Source organism: Chromobacterium sphagni (assembly GCF_001855555.1).
In the GTDB taxonomy this organism is placed as follows: domain Bacteria; phylum Pseudomonadota; class Gammaproteobacteria; order Burkholderiales; family Chromobacteriaceae; genus Chromobacterium; species Chromobacterium sphagni.
On record NZ_MKCT01000061.1, the window covers coordinates 19,153 to 36,133 of the forward strand.

19 protein-coding genes and 1 riboswitch are annotated in these 16,981 nt (G+C 66.0%); of the genes, 12 read left to right on the top strand and 7 right to left on the bottom strand.

What is annotated here, in order from left to right:
• Positions 1–30: 30 nt before the first annotated feature.
• Genes BI344_RS18160 through BI344_RS18170 form a run of 3 tightly spaced genes read left to right on the top strand, consistent with a single transcriptional unit; the run spans position 31 to position 1,979 of the window.
• Entirely contained in the window at positions 31–627 is a 597-nt protein-coding gene (locus tag BI344_RS18160) for a LemA family protein (protein WP_420912616.1), read from the top strand.
• Position 628: 1 nt separating this feature from the next.
• The gene (locus BI344_RS18165) at positions 629–1,474 is read left to right on the top strand and encodes a TPM domain-containing protein (protein WP_071114244.1); all 846 of its coding nucleotides are present in this window, start codon (positions 629–631) and stop codon (positions 1,472–1,474) included.
• 1 nt (position 1,475) lies between these two features.
• Positions 1,476–1,979, top strand: a complete 504-nt coding sequence (locus BI344_RS18170) for a TPM domain-containing protein (RefSeq protein ID WP_071114245.1) — start codon at positions 1,476–1,478, stop codon at positions 1,977–1,979.
• Between the two features lie 15 nt (positions 1,980–1,994).
• Here BI344_RS18170 and pdxA read toward each other — a convergent pair whose 3' ends face one another.
• Genes pdxA through BI344_RS18185 form a run of 3 tightly spaced genes read right to left on the bottom strand, consistent with a single transcriptional unit; the run spans position 1,995 to position 6,547 of the window.
• Positions 1,995–2,987 carry a 4-hydroxythreonine-4-phosphate dehydrogenase PdxA gene (gene pdxA / locus BI344_RS18175; RefSeq protein ID WP_071114246.1) on the bottom strand — a complete coding sequence of 331 codons (993 nt, stop codon included), beginning with the start codon at positions 2,985–2,987 and terminating at the stop codon, positions 1,995–1,997.
• The gene (locus tag BI344_RS18180; RefSeq protein WP_193431008.1) at positions 2,984–4,273 is read right to left on the bottom strand and encodes a peptidylprolyl isomerase; all 1,290 of its coding nucleotides are present in this window, start codon (positions 4,271–4,273) and stop codon (positions 2,984–2,986) included. Before BI344_RS18180 ends, pdxA begins: the two co-directional genes overlap by 4 nt.
• Before the next feature lie 9 nt (positions 4,274–4,282).
• Positions 4,283–6,547: an LPS-assembly protein LptD gene (locus tag BI344_RS18185; protein ID WP_071114248.1), complete on the bottom strand. Its 2,265-nt coding sequence runs from the start codon at positions 6,545–6,547 to the stop codon at positions 4,283–4,285.
• Between the two features lie 76 nt (positions 6,548–6,623).
• Between BI344_RS18185 and amgK the strand changes: the two genes are divergently transcribed.
• From amgK to BI344_RS18215, 6 genes are all read left to right on the top strand, one after another.
• Positions 6,624–7,658, top strand: a complete 1,035-nt coding sequence (amgK, locus tag BI344_RS18190; protein WP_071114249.1) for an N-acetylmuramate/N-acetylglucosamine kinase AmgK — start codon at positions 6,624–6,626, stop codon at positions 7,656–7,658.
• Positions 7,658–7,861: a hypothetical protein gene (locus BI344_RS18195; protein ID WP_071114250.1), complete on the top strand. Its 204-nt coding sequence runs from the start codon at positions 7,658–7,660 to the stop codon at positions 7,859–7,861. The genes amgK and BI344_RS18195 overlap by 1 nt, the downstream gene beginning before the upstream one ends.
• An 11-nt stretch (positions 7,862–7,872) precedes the next feature.
• Positions 7,873–8,571 carry an N-acetylmuramate alpha-1-phosphate uridylyltransferase MurU gene (murU, locus tag BI344_RS18200; protein WP_071114407.1) on the top strand — a complete coding sequence of 233 codons (699 nt, stop codon included), beginning with the start codon at positions 7,873–7,875 and terminating at the stop codon, positions 8,569–8,571.
• Positions 8,568–9,098 carry a crossover junction endodeoxyribonuclease RuvC gene (ruvC, locus tag BI344_RS18205; protein ID WP_071114251.1) on the top strand — a complete coding sequence of 177 codons (531 nt, stop codon included), beginning with the start codon at positions 8,568–8,570 and terminating at the stop codon, positions 9,096–9,098. Before murU ends, ruvC begins: the two co-directional genes overlap by 4 nt.
• 38 nt (positions 9,099–9,136) lie before the next feature.
• Positions 9,137–9,730: a Holliday junction branch migration protein RuvA gene (gene ruvA, locus BI344_RS18210; protein ID WP_071114252.1), complete on the top strand. Its 594-nt coding sequence runs from the start codon at positions 9,137–9,139 to the stop codon at positions 9,728–9,730.
• Between the two features lie 108 nt (positions 9,731–9,838).
• A complete protein-coding gene (locus tag BI344_RS18215) occupies positions 9,839–10,615 on the top strand; it encodes a substrate-binding periplasmic protein (protein ID WP_071114253.1) in 777 nt (258 codons plus the stop codon).
• A 30-nt stretch (positions 10,616–10,645) separates the two neighbouring features.
• Here BI344_RS18215 and BI344_RS18220 read toward each other — a convergent pair whose 3' ends face one another.
• Positions 10,646–11,320, bottom strand: a complete 675-nt coding sequence (locus BI344_RS18220; protein WP_071114254.1) for a riboflavin synthase subunit alpha — start codon at positions 11,318–11,320, stop codon at positions 10,646–10,648.
• An 11-nt stretch (positions 11,321–11,331) separates the two neighbouring features.
• Positions 11,332–11,964: a 3,4-dihydroxy-2-butanone-4-phosphate synthase gene (gene ribB, locus BI344_RS18225; protein WP_071114408.1), complete on the bottom strand. Its 633-nt coding sequence runs from the start codon at positions 11,962–11,964 to the stop codon at positions 11,332–11,334.
• A 129-nt stretch (positions 11,965–12,093) separates the two neighbouring features.
• Positions 12,094–12,240, bottom strand: a riboswitch (FMN riboswitch).
• A gap of 84 nt (positions 12,241–12,324) precedes the next feature.
• Here ribB and ruvB point away from each other — a divergent pair.
• The 3 genes from ruvB (at position 12,325) to BI344_RS18240 (ending at position 14,448) form a co-directional block, all read left to right on the top strand.
• Entirely contained in the window at positions 12,325–13,359 is a 1,035-nt protein-coding gene (gene ruvB, locus BI344_RS18230; protein WP_071114255.1) for a Holliday junction branch migration DNA helicase RuvB, read from the top strand.
• A gap of 83 nt (positions 13,360–13,442) precedes the next feature.
• Positions 13,443–13,865, top strand: a complete 423-nt coding sequence (locus BI344_RS18235; RefSeq protein WP_071114256.1) for a hypothetical protein — start codon at positions 13,443–13,445, stop codon at positions 13,863–13,865.
• Positions 13,866–13,869: 4 nt separating this feature from the next.
• A complete protein-coding gene (locus BI344_RS18240; RefSeq protein WP_241499399.1) occupies positions 13,870–14,448 on the top strand; it encodes a nucleotidyltransferase family protein in 579 nt (192 codons plus the stop codon).
• Between the two features lie 198 nt (positions 14,449–14,646).
• Here BI344_RS18240 and BI344_RS18245 read toward each other — a convergent pair whose 3' ends face one another.
• Both BI344_RS18245 and proB read right to left on the bottom strand, forming a co-directional pair.
• Positions 14,647–15,720: an ABC transporter substrate-binding protein gene (locus tag BI344_RS18245; protein WP_071114257.1), complete on the bottom strand. Its 1,074-nt coding sequence runs from the start codon at positions 15,718–15,720 to the stop codon at positions 14,647–14,649.
• Positions 15,721–15,827: 107 nt separating this feature from the next.
• Positions 15,828–16,946 (bottom strand): glutamate 5-kinase, encoded by a 1,119-nt coding sequence (gene proB, locus BI344_RS18250; protein WP_071114258.1) that lies wholly within the window; start codon positions 16,944–16,946, stop codon positions 15,828–15,830.
• Positions 16,947–16,981 lie beyond the last annotated feature (35 nt).

Sequence of the window (16,981 nt, forward strand, 5' to 3'; positions counted from 1 at the left end):
GGATTGCGCAATATGGAAAGGATGGCGACGATGTGGAAAAAACTGTTGTTGATGTTGGCGCTGGCGGCTTCGCTCAGCGGTTGCGGTTATAACGCGATGCAGTCCAAGGACGAGGCGGCCAACGCTGCTTGGTCCGAAGTGCTGAACCAGTATCAGCGCCGGGCCGACCTGATCCCCAATCTGGTGAAGACGGTGGAGGGCTACGCCACGCACGAGAAGGATGTGCTGACCCAGGTGACCGAGGCGCGCGCCCGCGTCGGCAGCATCCAGATGGACGCGGCGGCGGCCGGCGACGAGAACAAGCTGAAGCAGTTCTCCGCCGCGCAGAATCAGCTGGGCTCGGCGCTGTCGCGCTTGCTGGTGGTGTCGGAAAACTACCCGCAGCTGAAGGCTGACCAGTCGTTCCGCGATCTGCAGGCGCAGCTGGAGGGCACCGAAAACCGCATCGCGCTGGCGCGCAAGCGCTACATCGACGCGGTGCAGTCCTATAACGTCACCGTGCGCAGCTTCCCCAACAATCTGACGGCGATGATGTTCAGCCTGAAGACCCGCCCCAATTTCACCGTGGACAACGAGAAGGCGATCTCCGCCCCGCCGCAGGTGAACTTCGACCAGCAAGGCAAGTGAGATGAGCCGCGCATGGGTCTGGCTGGGCTTGGCGCTGTGGCTGCTGATGGGCACGGCCCGCGCCGAGGAGGCGGTGCCGCCGCCTACCTCGCCGGTGATAGACCAGGTGGCTTTCCTGAGCGATGCCGAGCGCGGCCAGCTGGAAAAGCAGCTGCTGGACTTTCATCAGCGCAAAGGCAGCCAGCTGGCGGTGTTGATCGTGCCGTCGGTCGGTCCGGAAACGCCTTTCGATTACGGCGCCCGGGTGATGGCCAGCTGGAAGCTGGGGCGCCAGGGCGTGGACGACGGCGTGCTGCTGCTGATCGTCGCCGACTCGCACCAGACCCAGCTCTTGGTCGGGCGCGGCTTGGAAGGCGCGATCCCGGACATCTACGCCAAGCGCATCCTGCAGGACACCTTGCGGCCCTTGCTCAAGCAGGGCTTGCGCCTGCAGGGGATACAGGCCGCGGCGACGCAGGTCGAGGGTCTGATAGACGGCGAGAAGCTGCCTGAGCCTAAGCCGCCGGCCGCGCACGCATCTGGCTGGAGCGACAGCTGGCCGGTGCTGGCCTTCTTCCTGCTGTTCGGCTCCGGCCTGGCCGGCCGCTTGTTCGGCCGCCTGATCGGCAGCTTCATCATCGGCAGTCTCAGCATCGCGCTGTCGCTGCTGCTGGGCGCCGGAACGCTGTTCGCGCTGTTGACCGGCGCGGTGGCCGCCGGCTTGTGCCTGGTGCTGGGCGAGCACGGTTTGTCGCTGGCCAGCTGGGGCGATTGGAGCGGAGGCGGCAGATCGGGCGGGCGCGATGGCGGCGGCTGGTCCGGCGGCGGCGGAGATTTCGGCGGCGGCGGCGCTTCGGGAGACTGGTGAAATGAATCGATGGCAACGAGCATGGCGCCACCTGTGCAGCACCGGCTGGCAGGCGCGGCGCCGGTTTCCGGCCGGCCAACTGGCCCGGCTGGAGCGGCAGATCGCCGAGTCCGAGCTGGCCCACCGCGGCCAGCTGCGCTTCGTGGTTGAGTCGGCGCTGGACTGGCGCGCCGTCTGGCGGGGCATGAGCGCGCGCCAGCGGGCGCTGCAGTGGTTCGGTGAGCTGCGGGTGTGGGATACCGAGGAGAACACCGGCGTGCTGGTGTATTTGCTGCTGGCGGAGCGGAGAATAGAAATCGTCGCCGACCGCGGCATCAACCGCCGGGTAGCGGCCGGAGAGTGGGCTGGCATCTGCGCCGAGATGCAGCGGGCCTTCGCCGCCCGCGATCACGTGGCGGGGCTGGAGCTGGGGCTGAGCCGCATACACGAGGCGTTGCTGAAGCACGCGCCGCGGGGAGAGGAGCCCTTCGTCAACGAGCTGCCGAACCAGGTGGTGGTGCGTTGAGCGGCGTGGCGGACTTCAGCGGCGGGACGAGCGCTGCGCCAGCTGCGCCGCCAGCCGCACAGCCTCGACCAGGCTGCCTGGATCGGCGCGGCCGCTGCCGGCCAGATCCAGCGCGGTGCCGTGGTCGACCGAGGTGCGGATGATGGGCAGGCCCAGCGTGATGTTGATGCCGGCGCCGAAGCTGGCGTGTTTCAACACCGGCAGGCCCTGGTCGTGGTACATCGCCAACACCGCGTCGGCCTGCGAGAGCTTGTCCGGATTGAACAGGGTGTCGGCCGGCAACGGGCCGACCAGATGCATGCCTTCGCCGCGCAGCTTGTCCAGCGCCGGCTCGATGACGTCTATTTCCTCGCGCCCCATGTGGCCGCTCTCGCCGGCGTGCGGGTTGAGGCCGGCCACCAGGATGCGCGGAGCGGCGATGCCGAACTTATGCACCAGGTCGGCGTGCAGGATGCGGATCACTTCGTCGAGCAGTTCCGGCGTGATGGCGTCCGCCACCGCGCGCAGCGGCAGGTGGGTGGTGGCCAGCGCCACCCGCATGCCGCCGCCGGTCAGCATCATCACCACCTTGCCGGTGGCTGTGCGCTCGGCCAGGTATTCGGTGTGGCCGGTGAACGGCACGCCTGCGTCGTTGATCACGCCCTTATGCACCGGGGCGGTGACCATGGCGGCGAATTCGCCGGCCAGGCAGCCGTCTATCGCCGCGTCCAGCGTGTCCAGCACATAGCGGCCGTTGGCCGGGTTCAGCCTGCCGGCAACGGTCGGCTCGGCCAGCGGCACATGCAGCACTTCCAGCGCGCCGGCCGGCGCCGGCTGATGCCGGCGATAATCCGCCAGCGCGATATCCAGGCCGAGCAGCGCGACGCGCTGCGCCAGCATGTCCTTGTCGGCGACGACCACGCAGCGCAGGCCGGAGACCAGCCGCGGCAACTGCAGCGCGAGATCGGGGCCGATGCCGGCGGGTTCGCCGGCCGTCACCGCCAGGATGGGCTGGGTCGCAGTGGTCACTTGTCGTCCAGGTGTTCTTCGACGAAGGCGGAGTCACGCAATTGGCGTACCCAGTCGGTGTAGGCCTGTTCCATCTTGCGGGCGCGGATCTGCTGCTTGATCGCCATTTTTTCATGGTCGCTGGAGACGTCCTGGTTACGTTTGCTTTCCACCAGGATCAGGTGCCAGCCAAACGGCGAACGCACCGGTTGCGACACCTGGCCGATGGGCAGCGCCACCATCGCCTTCTCGAATTCCGGCACCAGGTCGCCCAGATTGACCCAGCCCAGGTCGCCGCCCTTGGCGTTGCTGCCGTCTTCCGAGTACAGCTTGGCCATGTCGGCGAACTTGGCGCCGCGCATGATGCGGTCGCGCACCTGTTCGATGCGGGCCTTGGCGTCGGCTTCCGACACCGCCTCGTTGGTGCGGATCAGGATATGGCGGGTGTGGTACTGCTCCACCAGCATCGGCGCGCCGCCGGCGCGTTTTTCCTGCAACTGGAAGATGAAGAAGCCCTGTTGGGTGCGGATCACGTCGGTATGGGCGCCGGTTTTCAGCTGTTCCAGCAACTGCACGAACTCCACCGGCAGCGAGGTGGCGCTGCGCCAGCCCATGTCGCCGCCTTTGAGCGCGTTGGGAGAGTCGGAATAGGTGGCCGATACCTTGGCGAACGGCTGGCCAGCCTCCAGATCGGCCAGCGCCTTGTGCACTTTCTGCGACAGCGCGTCGATCTGCTTGGCGTCGGCGCGTTCCGGCACGCCCACCAGGATGCTCGCCAGGTGGTATTCGGTGCGGTTGGCGCTTTGCGCGCTCTTCAGGACCTGGTCCACCTCGCTGTCGCTGACCATTACCCGCGAGCCGACTTCGCTGTCGCGCAGGCGGGAGAGGGTCAGTTCGCGGCGGATGTCGCCGCGCAGCCGGTCCAGCGTGATGCCGTCCTTGGCCAGTTGGGCCTTCAGGCCGGCCTCGCTCAGCTTGTTCTGTTTGGCGAGGTTGGCCACCGCCTGGTCCACCGCGGCGTCGTCGATGCGCAGGCCGCCGCTGGCGGCGTACTGCAGCTGCACCTCTTCGGTGATCATTTGCTCCAGCACCTGGTGTTCCAGCACGTCGCGCGAAGGCGGCGCCACTTTTTGCGCTTCCAACTGCTTGATCGCCTCGTCGACGCGCGACTGCAGCTCCTGCCAGGTGATCACGTTCTTGTTGACCACGGCGACGATGCGATCCACTTCGCGTACCGGGGTGGCGGGAGCGGCCAGCGCGGCTTGCATGGCGCTGGCGAACAACAGGGCAAGCAGGGTCTTTTTCATGGTCAGGCTTTATTGCTCGTTAGTCTTGGTGTAACCGGGGATGGCCAGGCGCAGCGTGTCTTGCAGATTGCCGTTGCCCAGAGCTCCCAGTCCCTTCAGTTCCAGCTGGAAGAATATCGCGTTCTTGGTGGTGGTCAGGTCGGTGACGTAGCGTTGGCTGTAAAAACGGGCCGACCAGCAGCCATCGTTGTACTCGAAGCCGGCCAGTTGCTCAATAGGCCGTTGCTGGATCAGCGAGTAATTGTAGCGGCCGATGGCATACCAGCGCTTGGCGATCGGCCACTGCGCGGCCACGTCCACCTGGCGAAGCGGACCATAGTTGCCGTTGTCGTCCTGCAGCTCGTAGATGCCGTAGCGGTAACGGATGCTGGCGACTTTGCCCGGCTCCGGGTTGTAGCGCAATTGGACATTGTAGCGCTGGGTCGCGTTCAGGGTCGGGTTGTATTCGTAGCTGCTGTCCAGGCGGACCGACTTGCTCATGTCGCCGCCCACGCCCACCAGCCAGTCGTTGCCGGTATCGGTCACCTGGCTGGGGGTGCCCGCCAGGCTGATGTCCTGCTGGCTGAAGTAGTAGCGCTTGCCGATTGCGATGCGCAGCCGCTCCAGGCCATTGCTCTGATCGATGAAGCGGCTGGTCAGCGCGGTGGTGATCTCGTTGGCGCCGTTGATGCGGTCGTAGCCGGAGAAGCGGTTCTCGGTGAACAGCTGCGCGAAGTTGAAGTCGTTGACCGAAGTGTCGAAATTGGGAAGCTTGCTCTGGTCCTTGTTGGGGATATTGACGTAGAACAGGCGGGGCTCCAGCGTCATCAGGTGGTCGCGGCCGAGGAACTGGGCATCGCGGTCGAAATACAGGCCGGCGTCGGTGCTGAAGATCGGCAGGGTGCGGCTAAGCGTGCCTTGCGGATTGCCTTGGAAGGCATTCAGATTGTATTCGGTGTAGTTGACGCCGATCTTGGGTCGGATGAAGCCCCAGCTGCGGTCGAAGTTCCAGCTCACGCTGGGATAGGCGACGAAGCGGTCGCCGGTCTGCAGCGTCGGATGGTCGAAGCGGGTCAGGTCGGTGACCAGATTGGCGGAGAAGCCGCTGGGCAGCGCCTGATTGGCGTTGAAGGTCAGCTGCGGCATCCGCGCATAGGGGATGTCGGTGGGGGCCGGGTTGATGGTCAGATTCTGGTAGTGCTGGGTGCGCAGCGTGAGGTTGCCGCTGCCGCCCTGCCAGTTCAGTGCGTAGTTCAACCAGGCTTCGCGGTTGAGGTTGACGTTGGAAGCGATGGCCACCTGATCGCCGAAGTCGGTGAAATAGTTGTTGTCCGACACCTGGTTGTAGTCGAGGCCGAACGTCAGGCCGTGGCCGAAGTTCTGCTGGTGGCGTACGCTCCAGGCGTAACGCGAGGTGTCGGTGACCTTGTCGTTGGGCAACTGCTCTGTGTAGATGCTGCCGCTGTAGCTGGGCTCCAGATAACGGAATTCGCCGGCCAGCATATTGCCGTGCTTGTCATTGAAGTGCGGCGTGATGGTGGCGTCGTAGTTGGGGGCGATATTCCAGTAGTAGGGCAGCGACAGTTCAGTGCCGGAGGTGCCGGTCTTGAAGGTGGGAGTCAGCAGGCCCGACTTGCGATTGCCGTTGAGCGGGAAGTCCAGCCACGGCGTATACAGGATGGGTACGCCGTAGAATTGCATCCAGGCGTTGTGCGCCACGCCTACGCCGCTGTTGTAGTCCAGGTCGGTGCTGGCGGACTTTAGATACCAGGCGTCGTCGCCGGGATCGCAGGTGGTCATCCGGCTGCCGTAGATCTTGTACTGATTCTGACCCTGGAAGTCCAACTGGCTGCCGTCGCCGCGCATGGTGACCGGTTTGACTGGCGCTGATTTGGCGGCGGGTGGGTTTTGCTTCGACATGGAGAACACCGGATTCATGCCGGTGCCGCTGTAGTCGTCCACGTTGTAGTCCAGCGTGGTGCCGGTGATGACGTCGCTGCCGCGCGTCATGCGGAATTGGTCGCCGGCTTTCACCCGGTTCTTCGCCTGGTAGTAGTCCAGCCAGTCCGACTCGACTTTCTGGTCGTCGCGGGTAAGCACTACATTGCCCTTGGCGTGCAGGATCACATTCATTTCGCCGTCCAGATTGTCGGCGGTGACTACGGTCTGTCCTTGTTGTTTCGGTGGGGTGGGCAGCGCAACCGGCGCTTCCTCGCCGGCGCGGGCAGTATGGGCGTTCAGGGCAAAGGCGGTGGCAACAGCCAGGGCCAGCGGAGTCAGTTTTTGTTTGGGCATGCACAAAGCCATATCGTGGGGGCTAGTGGGCGGTATAGAATCGCCCAATTCTATATCAGTACCAAGATAAAGCGACATGCAAAGACTGGGACAGCTCAAGAAATGGTTGGCGCAGCAATATCCTGGAGTGGAAATCCAGGTTGAATTCGCCGCCGCCGATGCGGATTTCCGCCGCTATTTCCGCGCCATCTGGCCTGATGGCGCCAGCCGCATCGTGATGGACGCGCCGCCGGAGCACATGAATACCGACGCCTACGTCAAGGTGCGCGACGTCTTCGCCATGGTGCGGGTGCCGCAGATCCTGCTGCGCGACCGCGAGCAGGGCTTCATGTTGCTGGAGGATCTGGGCAAGATCACCTATCTGGCGGCCTTGCAGCACGACGAGCGGCCGCAGGTGCACCAGCATCTGCTGCTGGAGGCGCTGGACACGCTGGTGGAAATCCAGCGCGGCAGCCAGCCCGGCGTGTTGCCGGAATACGACGAAGCGCTGCTGCTGCGCGAATTGAGTCTGTTCCCCGACTGGTATTGCGCCAAAGAGCTGCAAAAGCCGCTCAACTTCGCGCAGAAGCAGTTGTGGGACGCTGGGGTCAAGGCGCTGCTGCCGATGCTGCTGTCGCAGCCCAAGGTATTCGTCCACCGCGACTTCATCGTGCGCAACCTGATGCTCAGCGCCGGCGCGCCCGGCGTGCTGGACTTCCAGGACGCGGTGTACGGCCCGGTCAGCTACGATCTGGTATCGCTGCTGCGCGACGCCTTCATCGAGTGGGACGAGCCCTTCGTGTTGGACATCGCCATCCGCTACTGGGAAAAGGCGCGCGCCGCCGGCCTGCCGGTGCCGGAAGCGTTCGACGACTTCTACCGCGCTTTCGAATGGATGGGCGTGCAGCGCCACCTGAAAGTGGCCGGCATCTTCTCCCGGCTGCACCACCGCGACGGCAAGGACAAGTACCGCGCCGAGATTCCGCGCTTCATCAAGTACCTGAAGCGCGCCACCCGCCGCTATCACGAGCTGGCGCCGTTCTACCAGTTGCTGGTGCAACTGGTGGGCAAGGATGAAACCGACGCCGAGCTGCAGTCCAGCTACCCGGTGCTGGGCGTGAAGGGCAGTTGATGCGGATGCTTGGCGCCGGATTGCTGCTGGTGCCCTGCGCGCCGGACTTCGCGGCCAAGGGCGATTGGGATGGCCAGAGCTTCCGCGTCAGCTACCGCCGCTTGACGTTGCGGCACGGCCAGTGGCTGCTGTCCGAACGCAACGAGCGCGGCTTCTGGGAAAACGAAGGCGATTTTCCGGCGGAGCGGCTATTCCCGAAATGACCGAGAAAACCATGAAGGCAATGATACTGGCAGCCGGCCGCGGCGAACGGATGCGGCCGCTGACCGACCACACGCCCAAACCCTTGCTGCGGGCCGGCGGCAAGCCGCTGATCCAGTGGCATATCGAACGGTTGGCGCGGGCCGGCGTGCGGGAGCTGGTGGTCAACCACGCCTGGCTGGGCGCGCAGATAAAACAGGCGCTGGGCGACGGCGGCCGCTTCGGCGCGTCCATCCGCTATTCGCCGGAGGCGAGCGCGCTGGAGACCGCCGGCGGCATCGCCACCGCCTTGCCGCTGCTGGGCGAAGCGCCGTTCATCGTGATCAACGGCGATGTGCTGACCGACTTCCCGGTGGCGCGGCTGATCGAAGCCGCGGCGGCGCTGGATGGCGAAACGCGGCTGGCCCACCTGGTGCTGACGGCCAAGGCGGGCTATCCGACCGGCCGCGATCTGACCTTGCGCGCCGACGGCAGGGTAGAGCCCTGCGGCGACGGCGATGCGCCTTATACCTTCTGCGGTTTGGCCGCCTACCATCCGGCCTTTTTCCGCGATGTGGCTGCCGGCGCGGCCAGCCCTTTGCTGCCGTGGCTGCTGCAGGCGATGGCGCGCGGCCAGGTGAGCGGCGAAGTGCAGGCGGGCGTGTGGTTGGATGTCGGCACGCCGGAGCGGCTGGCCGAGGCCGACGCCATCGCCGCCGGCTGGACGGCATGAGCCGGCGCATCCTGGGCATCGACCCAGGCAGCCTGATCACCGGTTTCGGCGTGATAGACGTGGTGGGCAACCAGCGCCACTACGTCGCTTCCGGCGCCATCCGCAACAAGAGCGGCTCCACGCTGGCGGAGCGGGTTAAGGTGCTGGTGGACGGCATCCACCAAGTGATCGCCACCTACCAGCCCACCGAGGCGGCGCTGGAGCGGGTGTTCGTCAACGTCAACCCGGCGGCCACGCTGATGCTGGGCCAGGCGCGCGGCGCCTGCATGACGGCGCTGGTGCTGAAGAACCTGCCGGTGGCGGAATACACCGCGCTGCAGGTCAAGCAGTCGGTGGTCGGCCAGGGCAAGGCGCCGAAGGAGCAGGTGCAGTACATGGTGGTGCGCATGCTGAATCTGTCCGGCACGCCGCAGGCCGACGCCGCCGACGCGCTGGCGGTGGCGCTGACCCACGCCAACCACAGCGGCGGCGCGATAGGAAAACTGGCGCTGAAAGGCCTGAAAGTAAAGGGCGGGAGGCTGGTGTGACCGCCCCCGACAATATTCATCCATAGCGAGAATGCAAGATGATCGGACGCCTGACTGGCAAACTGATTGAAAAACTGCCGCCGCAGGTGGTGGTGGACGTGAACGGCGTCGGTTACGAAGTGGATGTGCCGATGACCACCTTTTACCATTTGCCGGCGCTGGGCCAGAGCACCACGCTGTTTACCCACCTGGTGATACGCGAGGACGCCCATCTGCTGTTCGGCTTCGCCAGCAAGGAAGAGCGGCAGACTTTCCGCCAGCTGATCAAGGTGACCGGCATCGGCGCCAAGATCGCGCTGGCGCTGCTGTCGGGCATGACGGCCGACGAGTTGGCGATCGCGGTGGCCAGCGAGGATATCAAGCGGCTGTCGTCGGTGCCGGGCATAGGCAAGAAGACCGCCGAGCGGCTGGTGCTGGAGCTGCGCGGCAAGCTGGCCACCGGCGGCAACCTGACGGTGCCGGGCGGCCTGCCCTTCGCCGCCACGCCGGACGAGAAGAGCGACATCGTCGGCGCCTTGCTGGCGCTGGGCTACAACGAGAAAGAAGCCGCCGCGGCGACCAAGGGCCTGCCGGCCGAGGTGACGGTGGGCGAGGGCGTGCGGCTGGCCTTGAAGAACCTGATGAAGGGGTGACGGCTATACTGCCGTGGCGGGTGGACTCATCGGATGGCGCGCCGGATCCGGCGCGCTCGGGGAGGCGGAGCGGGGGGATGCATGCCGGGATGGCGGGAGAGGCTCTGGATGGTGTCTCTGGCGGCATGGCTGCAGTGGCAGCCGGCCTGGTCGGCCATGCATTGTCCGGATCAGCCCGTTCGGCTGGCTTTTTACCGCATCGGCCAGTTCTACAGCGATCATAGCGGGCTGGACTGGGATGTGGCGGAGGAGTTGCGCCGCCGCAGCGGCTGCCGTTTCGAGTATGTGCTGATGCCGCGGGCCCGGATCTGGAAGGAGCTGGAGGCGGGGCGCCTGGATGTCACGCTGTCCGCCATCGCCACGCCGGAGCGCGAGCAGATCTACTGGTTTCTCAACTACATCCAGCTCAAGCAGTATGTGTTGCTCTCGCCGCGCCTGCCGCGGCAAATCGACTCGATGCAAGGTTTTCTCGACGCCGAGCCGCAATGGCGCTGGGCGATTGTGCGCAGCTACAGCACCAGCCGCTATTACGATCCCTGGATTGCGCGCCTGTCCGAGCGGGGGCGGGTGGTGGAGGTGGCGGAGGACGATTTCCTGTTCCGCATGCTGGCGCAGAACCGCGCGGCCGGCATTTTCTCCACACCGATGGTATACCGGCAGAAGCTGAAGGAGTTCGGCCTGGAGGGGCGGGTGCGGGTGGCGGATTGGGACCGGTTGTCCGAGCCGAGTCCGCGCGGCATCGTTTTCGCCAAGCGAACCTTCCCGCCGCAGGACATTGGCCAGTGGCGCAAGCTGGTGGATAAAATGAACCACGACGGCACCATGCGTCGGCTGATCGGCCGTTACATGACGCCAGAGGAAACCGCCGTGGCCTTGTGGCGCTGAAGGACATGGCGGGCCATGCCGCCATGTCCTTCAGCCGGCGGGCAGCGCGGCGGGCTTGCCTGGACGGGCCAGCAGCGGCAGTAGCGCCGACAGCTTCTCCTCCAGAGCCTCGCGCATGGTGTCCACCAGCACTTGGGTTTGCCTTTCTATTTCCAGGTTCAGGCGGCTGCCTGGGCCTTTGTCCGCCAGCACCGTGGCGCGGCGGGTTTCCGGGATCAGCCACACTTCGATCCAGCCGGCTGGCTTGTCGATGCCGGCGATGGTCAGGCTGACGCCGTTGACCGCCACATAGCCCTTGGCAAACAGGTAGCGCAGCGCGCCGGCCGGCACCGCCAGCCTGAGGCACAGATTGTCACCGTATTCCCGCAGCTGTTCGACCGTGGCCTGGTAGTCGACATGGCCGGACAAGGCGTGGCCGCCGATCTCGGCGCCGTCGCGCAAGGCGCGCTCGGCGTTGATCCTGTCGCCGACCTGGCAGCCGGCCAGCGTGCTGGTGACCAGCGTTGGCAGGATCAGGTCGAACTGGGCGAGGTCGCCTTCGGGAGGCGCGGCCACCGTCAGGCAGGCGCCGTCTATCGCCACGCTGGCGCCCTGCTGGAGGCCGGCGCAGAAACCATCCGGAAAGGCGATGGTCAGGCGGCGGCTGCCGTCGCCCTCGGCGATGGCGACGATGCGGGCGACGCCCTGGGTGATTCCGCTGAACATGGCAGCCTCCCTCAGCCTTGCTGGCATTGCAGCCAGTCGGCCAGTTCCGCCACCGTCAGCTGCGGCAGGCCGTGGCGTTCGGCGTAGGCATCCAACTGGGCGCCGCGCATCATGCTGCCGTCCGGATTCATCAGTTCGCACAGCACCCCGGCCGGGCTGAAGCCGGCCAGCCGCGCCAGCTCCACCGAGGCCTCGGTATGGCCGCGCCGCTCGCGCACGCCGCCGGGGCGGGCGACGATGGGGTAGACGTGGCCGGGTCGCACCAGGTCGGCCGGTTTGGCGTCCAGCGCGATGGCGGCGCGGATGGTGGTGACGCGGTCGGCGGCGGACACACCGGTGGTGACGCCTTCGGCCGCTTCGATGGCGACGGTGAAGGCGGTGCCGTAGCGGCTGCCGTTGCTTGCGGCCATCGGCGGCAGTTGCAGGCGAGCGGCGTGTTGCGGCGTGATGCACAGGCAGACGATGCCGCTGCCGTCGCGGATCATCCGCGCCATTTCCGGCACGGTGAGCGCGTCGGCGGCCAGGATCAGGTCGGCCTCGTTCTCGCGGTCGTGGTCGTCGGATACGATCACCGGCAGGCCTTGCTGCAAGGCGGCGATGGCGGCTTCGATGCGCAGGGTCAGGATATTGGTGTGGGCATTCATGATCAACGGTCCTCAAAACTACACTGAGAAACACGTCACGGGGCGTGAAGCGGACAGCGCGCGGCCATCCGGCGCCAAACGGCGCGGATACGACACGAGGCCCCGCCGCAGGCGCGGGCGGGGTTTTGGCGTCGTCTTCTTTCATCCGGACTATTACCGTCGGCTCTGGCATCGCACCAGATCTGCTGACCTTCCGCCTGATGGCGAAAGCGCTCGCGGGCTCGGTCTTGCGACCATACCGCCGGTGGGGAATCGCACCCCGCCCTGAAGACGTAGCTTGACGGCCGCCTGTTCGGGCGGCCAGCGCCGAGTATAACGCGATGTTAGAATATTGCCACCCGATAGAGACACGAGCATCCGATGATAGAAACCGACAAGCTGTTCGGCGCCGCGCCTGAGCGCCGTATCGTCACCCCGCAGCGGGGCGAGCAGGAAGAGGCGCTGGAGCGGGCGTTGCGGCCCAAGCAGCTGGACGATTATGTCGGCCAGAGGAAGGCGCGCGAGCAGCTGGAAATCTTCATCGAGGCCGCCAAGCGCCGCGGCGAGGCGCTGGACCACGTGCTGCTGTTCGGCCCGCCGGGCCTGGGCAAGACCACGCTGGCCCACATCGTGGCGCGCGAGATGGGCGTCAACCTGCGCCAGACCTCCGGCCCGGTGCTGGAGCGCGCCGGCGACCTGGCCGCGCTGCTGACCAATCTGGAGCCGCACGACGTGCTGTTCATCGACGAAATCCATCGGCTGTCTCCGGTGGTGGAGGAAATTCTCTACCCGGCGCTGGAGGATTACCAGATCGACATCATGATAGGCGAGGGGCCGGCGGCCCGTTCCGTCAAGCTGGACCTGCCGCCGTTCACGCTGGTGGGCGCCACCACCCGCGCCGGCATGCTGACCAACCCGCTGCGCGACCGTTTCGGCATCGTCGCCCGGCTGGAGTTCTACACCGCCGAGGAACTGACCCGCATCGTCAGCCGCTCGGCCGGCCTGCTCAACGTGGAGTTGTCGGGCGACGGCGCGCTGGAAGTGGCCAAGCGTTCGCGCGGCACGCCGCGCATCGCCAACCGCCTGCTGCGCCGGGTGCGCGACTACGCCGAAGTGAAGTCCAACGGCGTGGTGACGGCGGAGGTGGCCGACGCCGCGCTAGCGATGCTGGATGTCGATCCGGCCGGACTGGACGTGATGGACCGCAAGCTGTTGTCGGCCATCCTGGAGAAGTTCGGCGGCGGCCCGGTGGGCCTGGACAACGTGGCGGCGGCGATAGGCGAATCCACCGACACCATCGAGGACGTGATCGAGCCCTATTTGATTCAGCAGGGCTATCTGCAGCGCACGCCGCGCGGCCGGATGGCCACCAGCCAGGCTTATCTGCATTTCGGTCTGCCTGCGCGCGACAGCTGATTTGCCGTAGCGCAAGCGCTGGGCGGCGCCGCCGCCATGCAATGCGCGTACAATGGAACCATTTGGCTTGCGAGCGAGTAATCATGTTCTACGTGTTGTTTGGCACCATCCTGATCGTGGTGGCGGCTACCGCCGCCGCCGCCGCCCGTTTCTTCGACCCGGCGGTGGCCAAGATTCTGGGCCGCACCATAGGCGAGGAACTGGCCTTCGCCTGGCGCAAGTATGTGTTCTTCGCCATCGTGGTGACCGGCATTTCCGGCGGAGTGCGGCCGTGGTCGCTGGAGCGCTACCTGGCGCCGGCGCCGGGCAAGGGCAGCACCCAGCTGGCTTTGGGCGGCGAACGTTGGATGCTGGAGCTGTTCCAGGCCTTCATCAGCACGCTGCAGTCCATCGCCTGGGTGGTATTGCTGTTTTTCCTGTGCGCGATGCTGGCCTATGTGGTGATGCGCGCGGTGGAGTTTCGCCGCCAGGAAGCGGAAAGCCGTCGCAACAGCGGCCAGCAATAAACCGGTGCCCGGATCGCCGCTGAACGTTCGCCTGGAACGGCTGGTACGCGCCAGCCCCTGGCTGATGCCGGTCTTGCGCGCGGCGCGCGCGCTGGACCTGGCCGACTGGTGCATAGGCGCCGGCGCGCTGCGCAACCTGGTGTGGGACGCGCTGCACGGTCATACCATTCCCTCGTGCCTTCCCGACCTGGACTTGGTCTATTTCGATGCCGCCGACCTCTCGACCGCGCGCGACGCTGCCCTGCAGGCCAGCCTTGCGGCCAGCCATCCCGACATCCCGTGGGAGGTGACCAACCAGGCCGCCGTCCACCTGTGGTTCGCCGATCATTTCGGTTACCAAGTCCCACCTCTGCTGTCGCTGGAGGAGGCGGTGGCCAGCTGGCCGGAATACGCGACGGCGGTCGGCGTGGCGCTGAACGCCGACGACAGCCTGCGCGTCATCGCGCCCCATGGCCTGGGAGATTTGTTCGAGATGGTGGTGAGGCGCAACCCGGCGCGGGTCAGCGTGGAGACTTACCGCCAGCGGTTGGCGCAGAAGCGCTACGCCGAGCGCTGGCCGCGGGTGACGGTGGTGGGGGAGTGAGGGAGAGGAGTAAGTCATGAATGGCTTGGCGCCTGAGTCGGCCGCTGCCACTCTCCCTTCGGCCCATGCCGGGGTTTCTCCGGCCGTGGGGGCCGCCTAGGGTTGCAAGGGAACTGGCGGGACAGTTCCCTTGCCCGTCCGGCGGGCGGAACCGCCGTGAAAATCATCGTCCGCATAGCGGACGCTATTGCGCGGGGCTCACCGCCCAATCTTCACCTGCGTCCACAAGCGGTTCAGCTCGCGCCGCGATTTGGCGTCCAGGTCCTTCAGCGCCACGTAGCGGCCTTTGGCCGGGTCCAGCATGATCACCGGATTGGCCTTGATCTGCGGCTGGAAGAAGGCTTCCGCCGCCTTCACCGGATTGGTGGCGCCGATCTGGTTGGAGATCGCCGCCGCGTTCCTGCCGTCCAGCATGAAGTTGATGAACCGGTAGGCCAGGTCAGGGCGCGGCGCGTCCTTCAGGATCACCATATTGTCTATCGCCAGCACATTGCCTTCCTTCTGCGGCTGGTAGGCCAGCTCGAACGGCCGCTTGGCGGCCCTGGCGTCCTGCTGCGCCTGGTAGAGGTCGTTGGAGTAGCCCAGCGCCACCCAGATGTTGCCGACGGTCAATTCCTTGATGTAGCTCTGGTTGTTGAACGCCGCCCAGTACGGCTTGGCCTGGCGGATCACTTCCGCCGCGGCCTTCCAGTCGGCCGGGTTGACGGAGTTGGCATCCTTGCCCAGATACATCAGCGCGGCGGCCATCAGCTCGCGCTGGCTGTCCAGCACCGTCACCTTGCCCTTGATCTTGGCCAGCACGGCCGGATCGAAGACCAGCGCCCAGCTGTTAGCCTTGTCGGCCACGCCGGCTTTCTTCAGCTGGGTGGCGTTATAGCCCAGCAGTGTCAGCGACACCACCGTGGGCGCGGCATAGCGGTTGCGCGGGTCAAACGGCTGGTTCAGGGCCAGATAGCCGCTGTTCAGGTTTTTCCAGTTGGGCAGTTTGCTCTTGTCCAGGGGCTGCAATTTGCCCTGCTTGAGCAGCGTGTTCACGGCGAAGGCGGTGGGGAACACCATATCGTAGCCTTTGGCGCCGGCGGCCAGCTTGGCCAGCATTTCCTCGTTGTCGCCGTAGTAGTCCTGCACCAGCTTGCAGTTGCAGGATTGCTCGAAACGCTTGGCGGTGTCCGCGGACAGCGCGTTGTTCCAGTTGTAGATGTGCAGCACATCCGCGGCGAATGCCGAACCGCAGGCTAGTGTCATCAGCGCCGCAAGAGCCAGCTTGTTCATACCTTGTCATCCTTGTGTCAGCTAAAAATGAAACCCCGGCCAGACACTGGCAGGGGTCGGGGTAAACCTTGCGCTTTTCCCCGGCGAAGCGGGGAGCTGCGGTGCGGCTACAGCGCCACCATATTGTCGCGGTGGATCAGTTCCGGCTCCACGATATAGCCCAGCGCGCCCTCGATCTCGCGGGTGCTCTTGCGCATGATCTGGCGCGCCTCGTCCGAGCTGTAGTTGATCAGGCCGCGCGCCACCTCGCGGCCGGCGGCGTCGACGCAGGCCACCGCCTCGCCGCGCAGGAACTCGCCCTCCACCGCGCTGACGCCCACCGGCAGCAGGCTGGTGCCGCGCTCGCGTATCGCCAGCGCCGCGCCGTCGTCCAGCCGCAGCGTGCCCGACAGTTTCAGGTGATCGGCCAGCCATTGCTTGCGCGCCGCCATGCGGTTGGTGGCGGCCACCAGCTGGGTGCCGATGGCTTCGCCGTCGGCCAGCCGCGACAGCACCTGGGTCTCGCGGCCGCAGGCGATCACAGTGGCGGCGCCGCTGCGCGCCGCGCGCTTGGCCGCCAGTATCTTGGTGATCATGCCGCCGGTGCCGACGCTGGAGCCGGCGCCGCCGGCCATTTCCTCCAGCCGGGCGTCGCCGGCCTCGGCCAGATGGATGAATTCGGCGTCCGGATGCTTGCGCGGATCTGAGCTGTAGAGGCCCTTCTGGTCGGTGAGGATCACCAGCGCGTCGGCTTCGATCAGATTGGTCACCAGCGCGCCCAGCGTGTCGTTGTCGCCGAAGCGGATTTCGCTGGTGACCACGGTGTCGTTCTCGTTGATGATGGGCACCACGTTGAGGTTGAGCAGGCTGGTCAGCGTCGAGCGGGCGTTCAGGTAGCGGGTGCGGTCGGCCAGGTCTTCATGGGTCAGCAGGATCTGGGCGGTCTGCAGGCCGAAGGAGCGGAAGGCGCTTTCATAGGCCTGGCACAGTCCCATCTGGCCGACGGCGGCGGCGGCCTGCAGCTCGTGCACGCCCTTGGGACGCACGGTCCAGCCCAGGCGCTGGCAGCCTTCGGCGATGGCGCCGCTGGAAACCAGCACCACCTGCTTGCCGCGGCGCTTGAGTTCGGCGATTTCCGCGGCCCAGCGCGCCAGGGCATTGAGATCCAGACCCTTGCCATCGTTGGTTACCAGGCTGGAGCCGACTTTGACCACGATACGGTCGGAAGCGTGAATCACCGAGTGCATCAACAGACCTCGCTATGAAAGCAGATAATTATAGA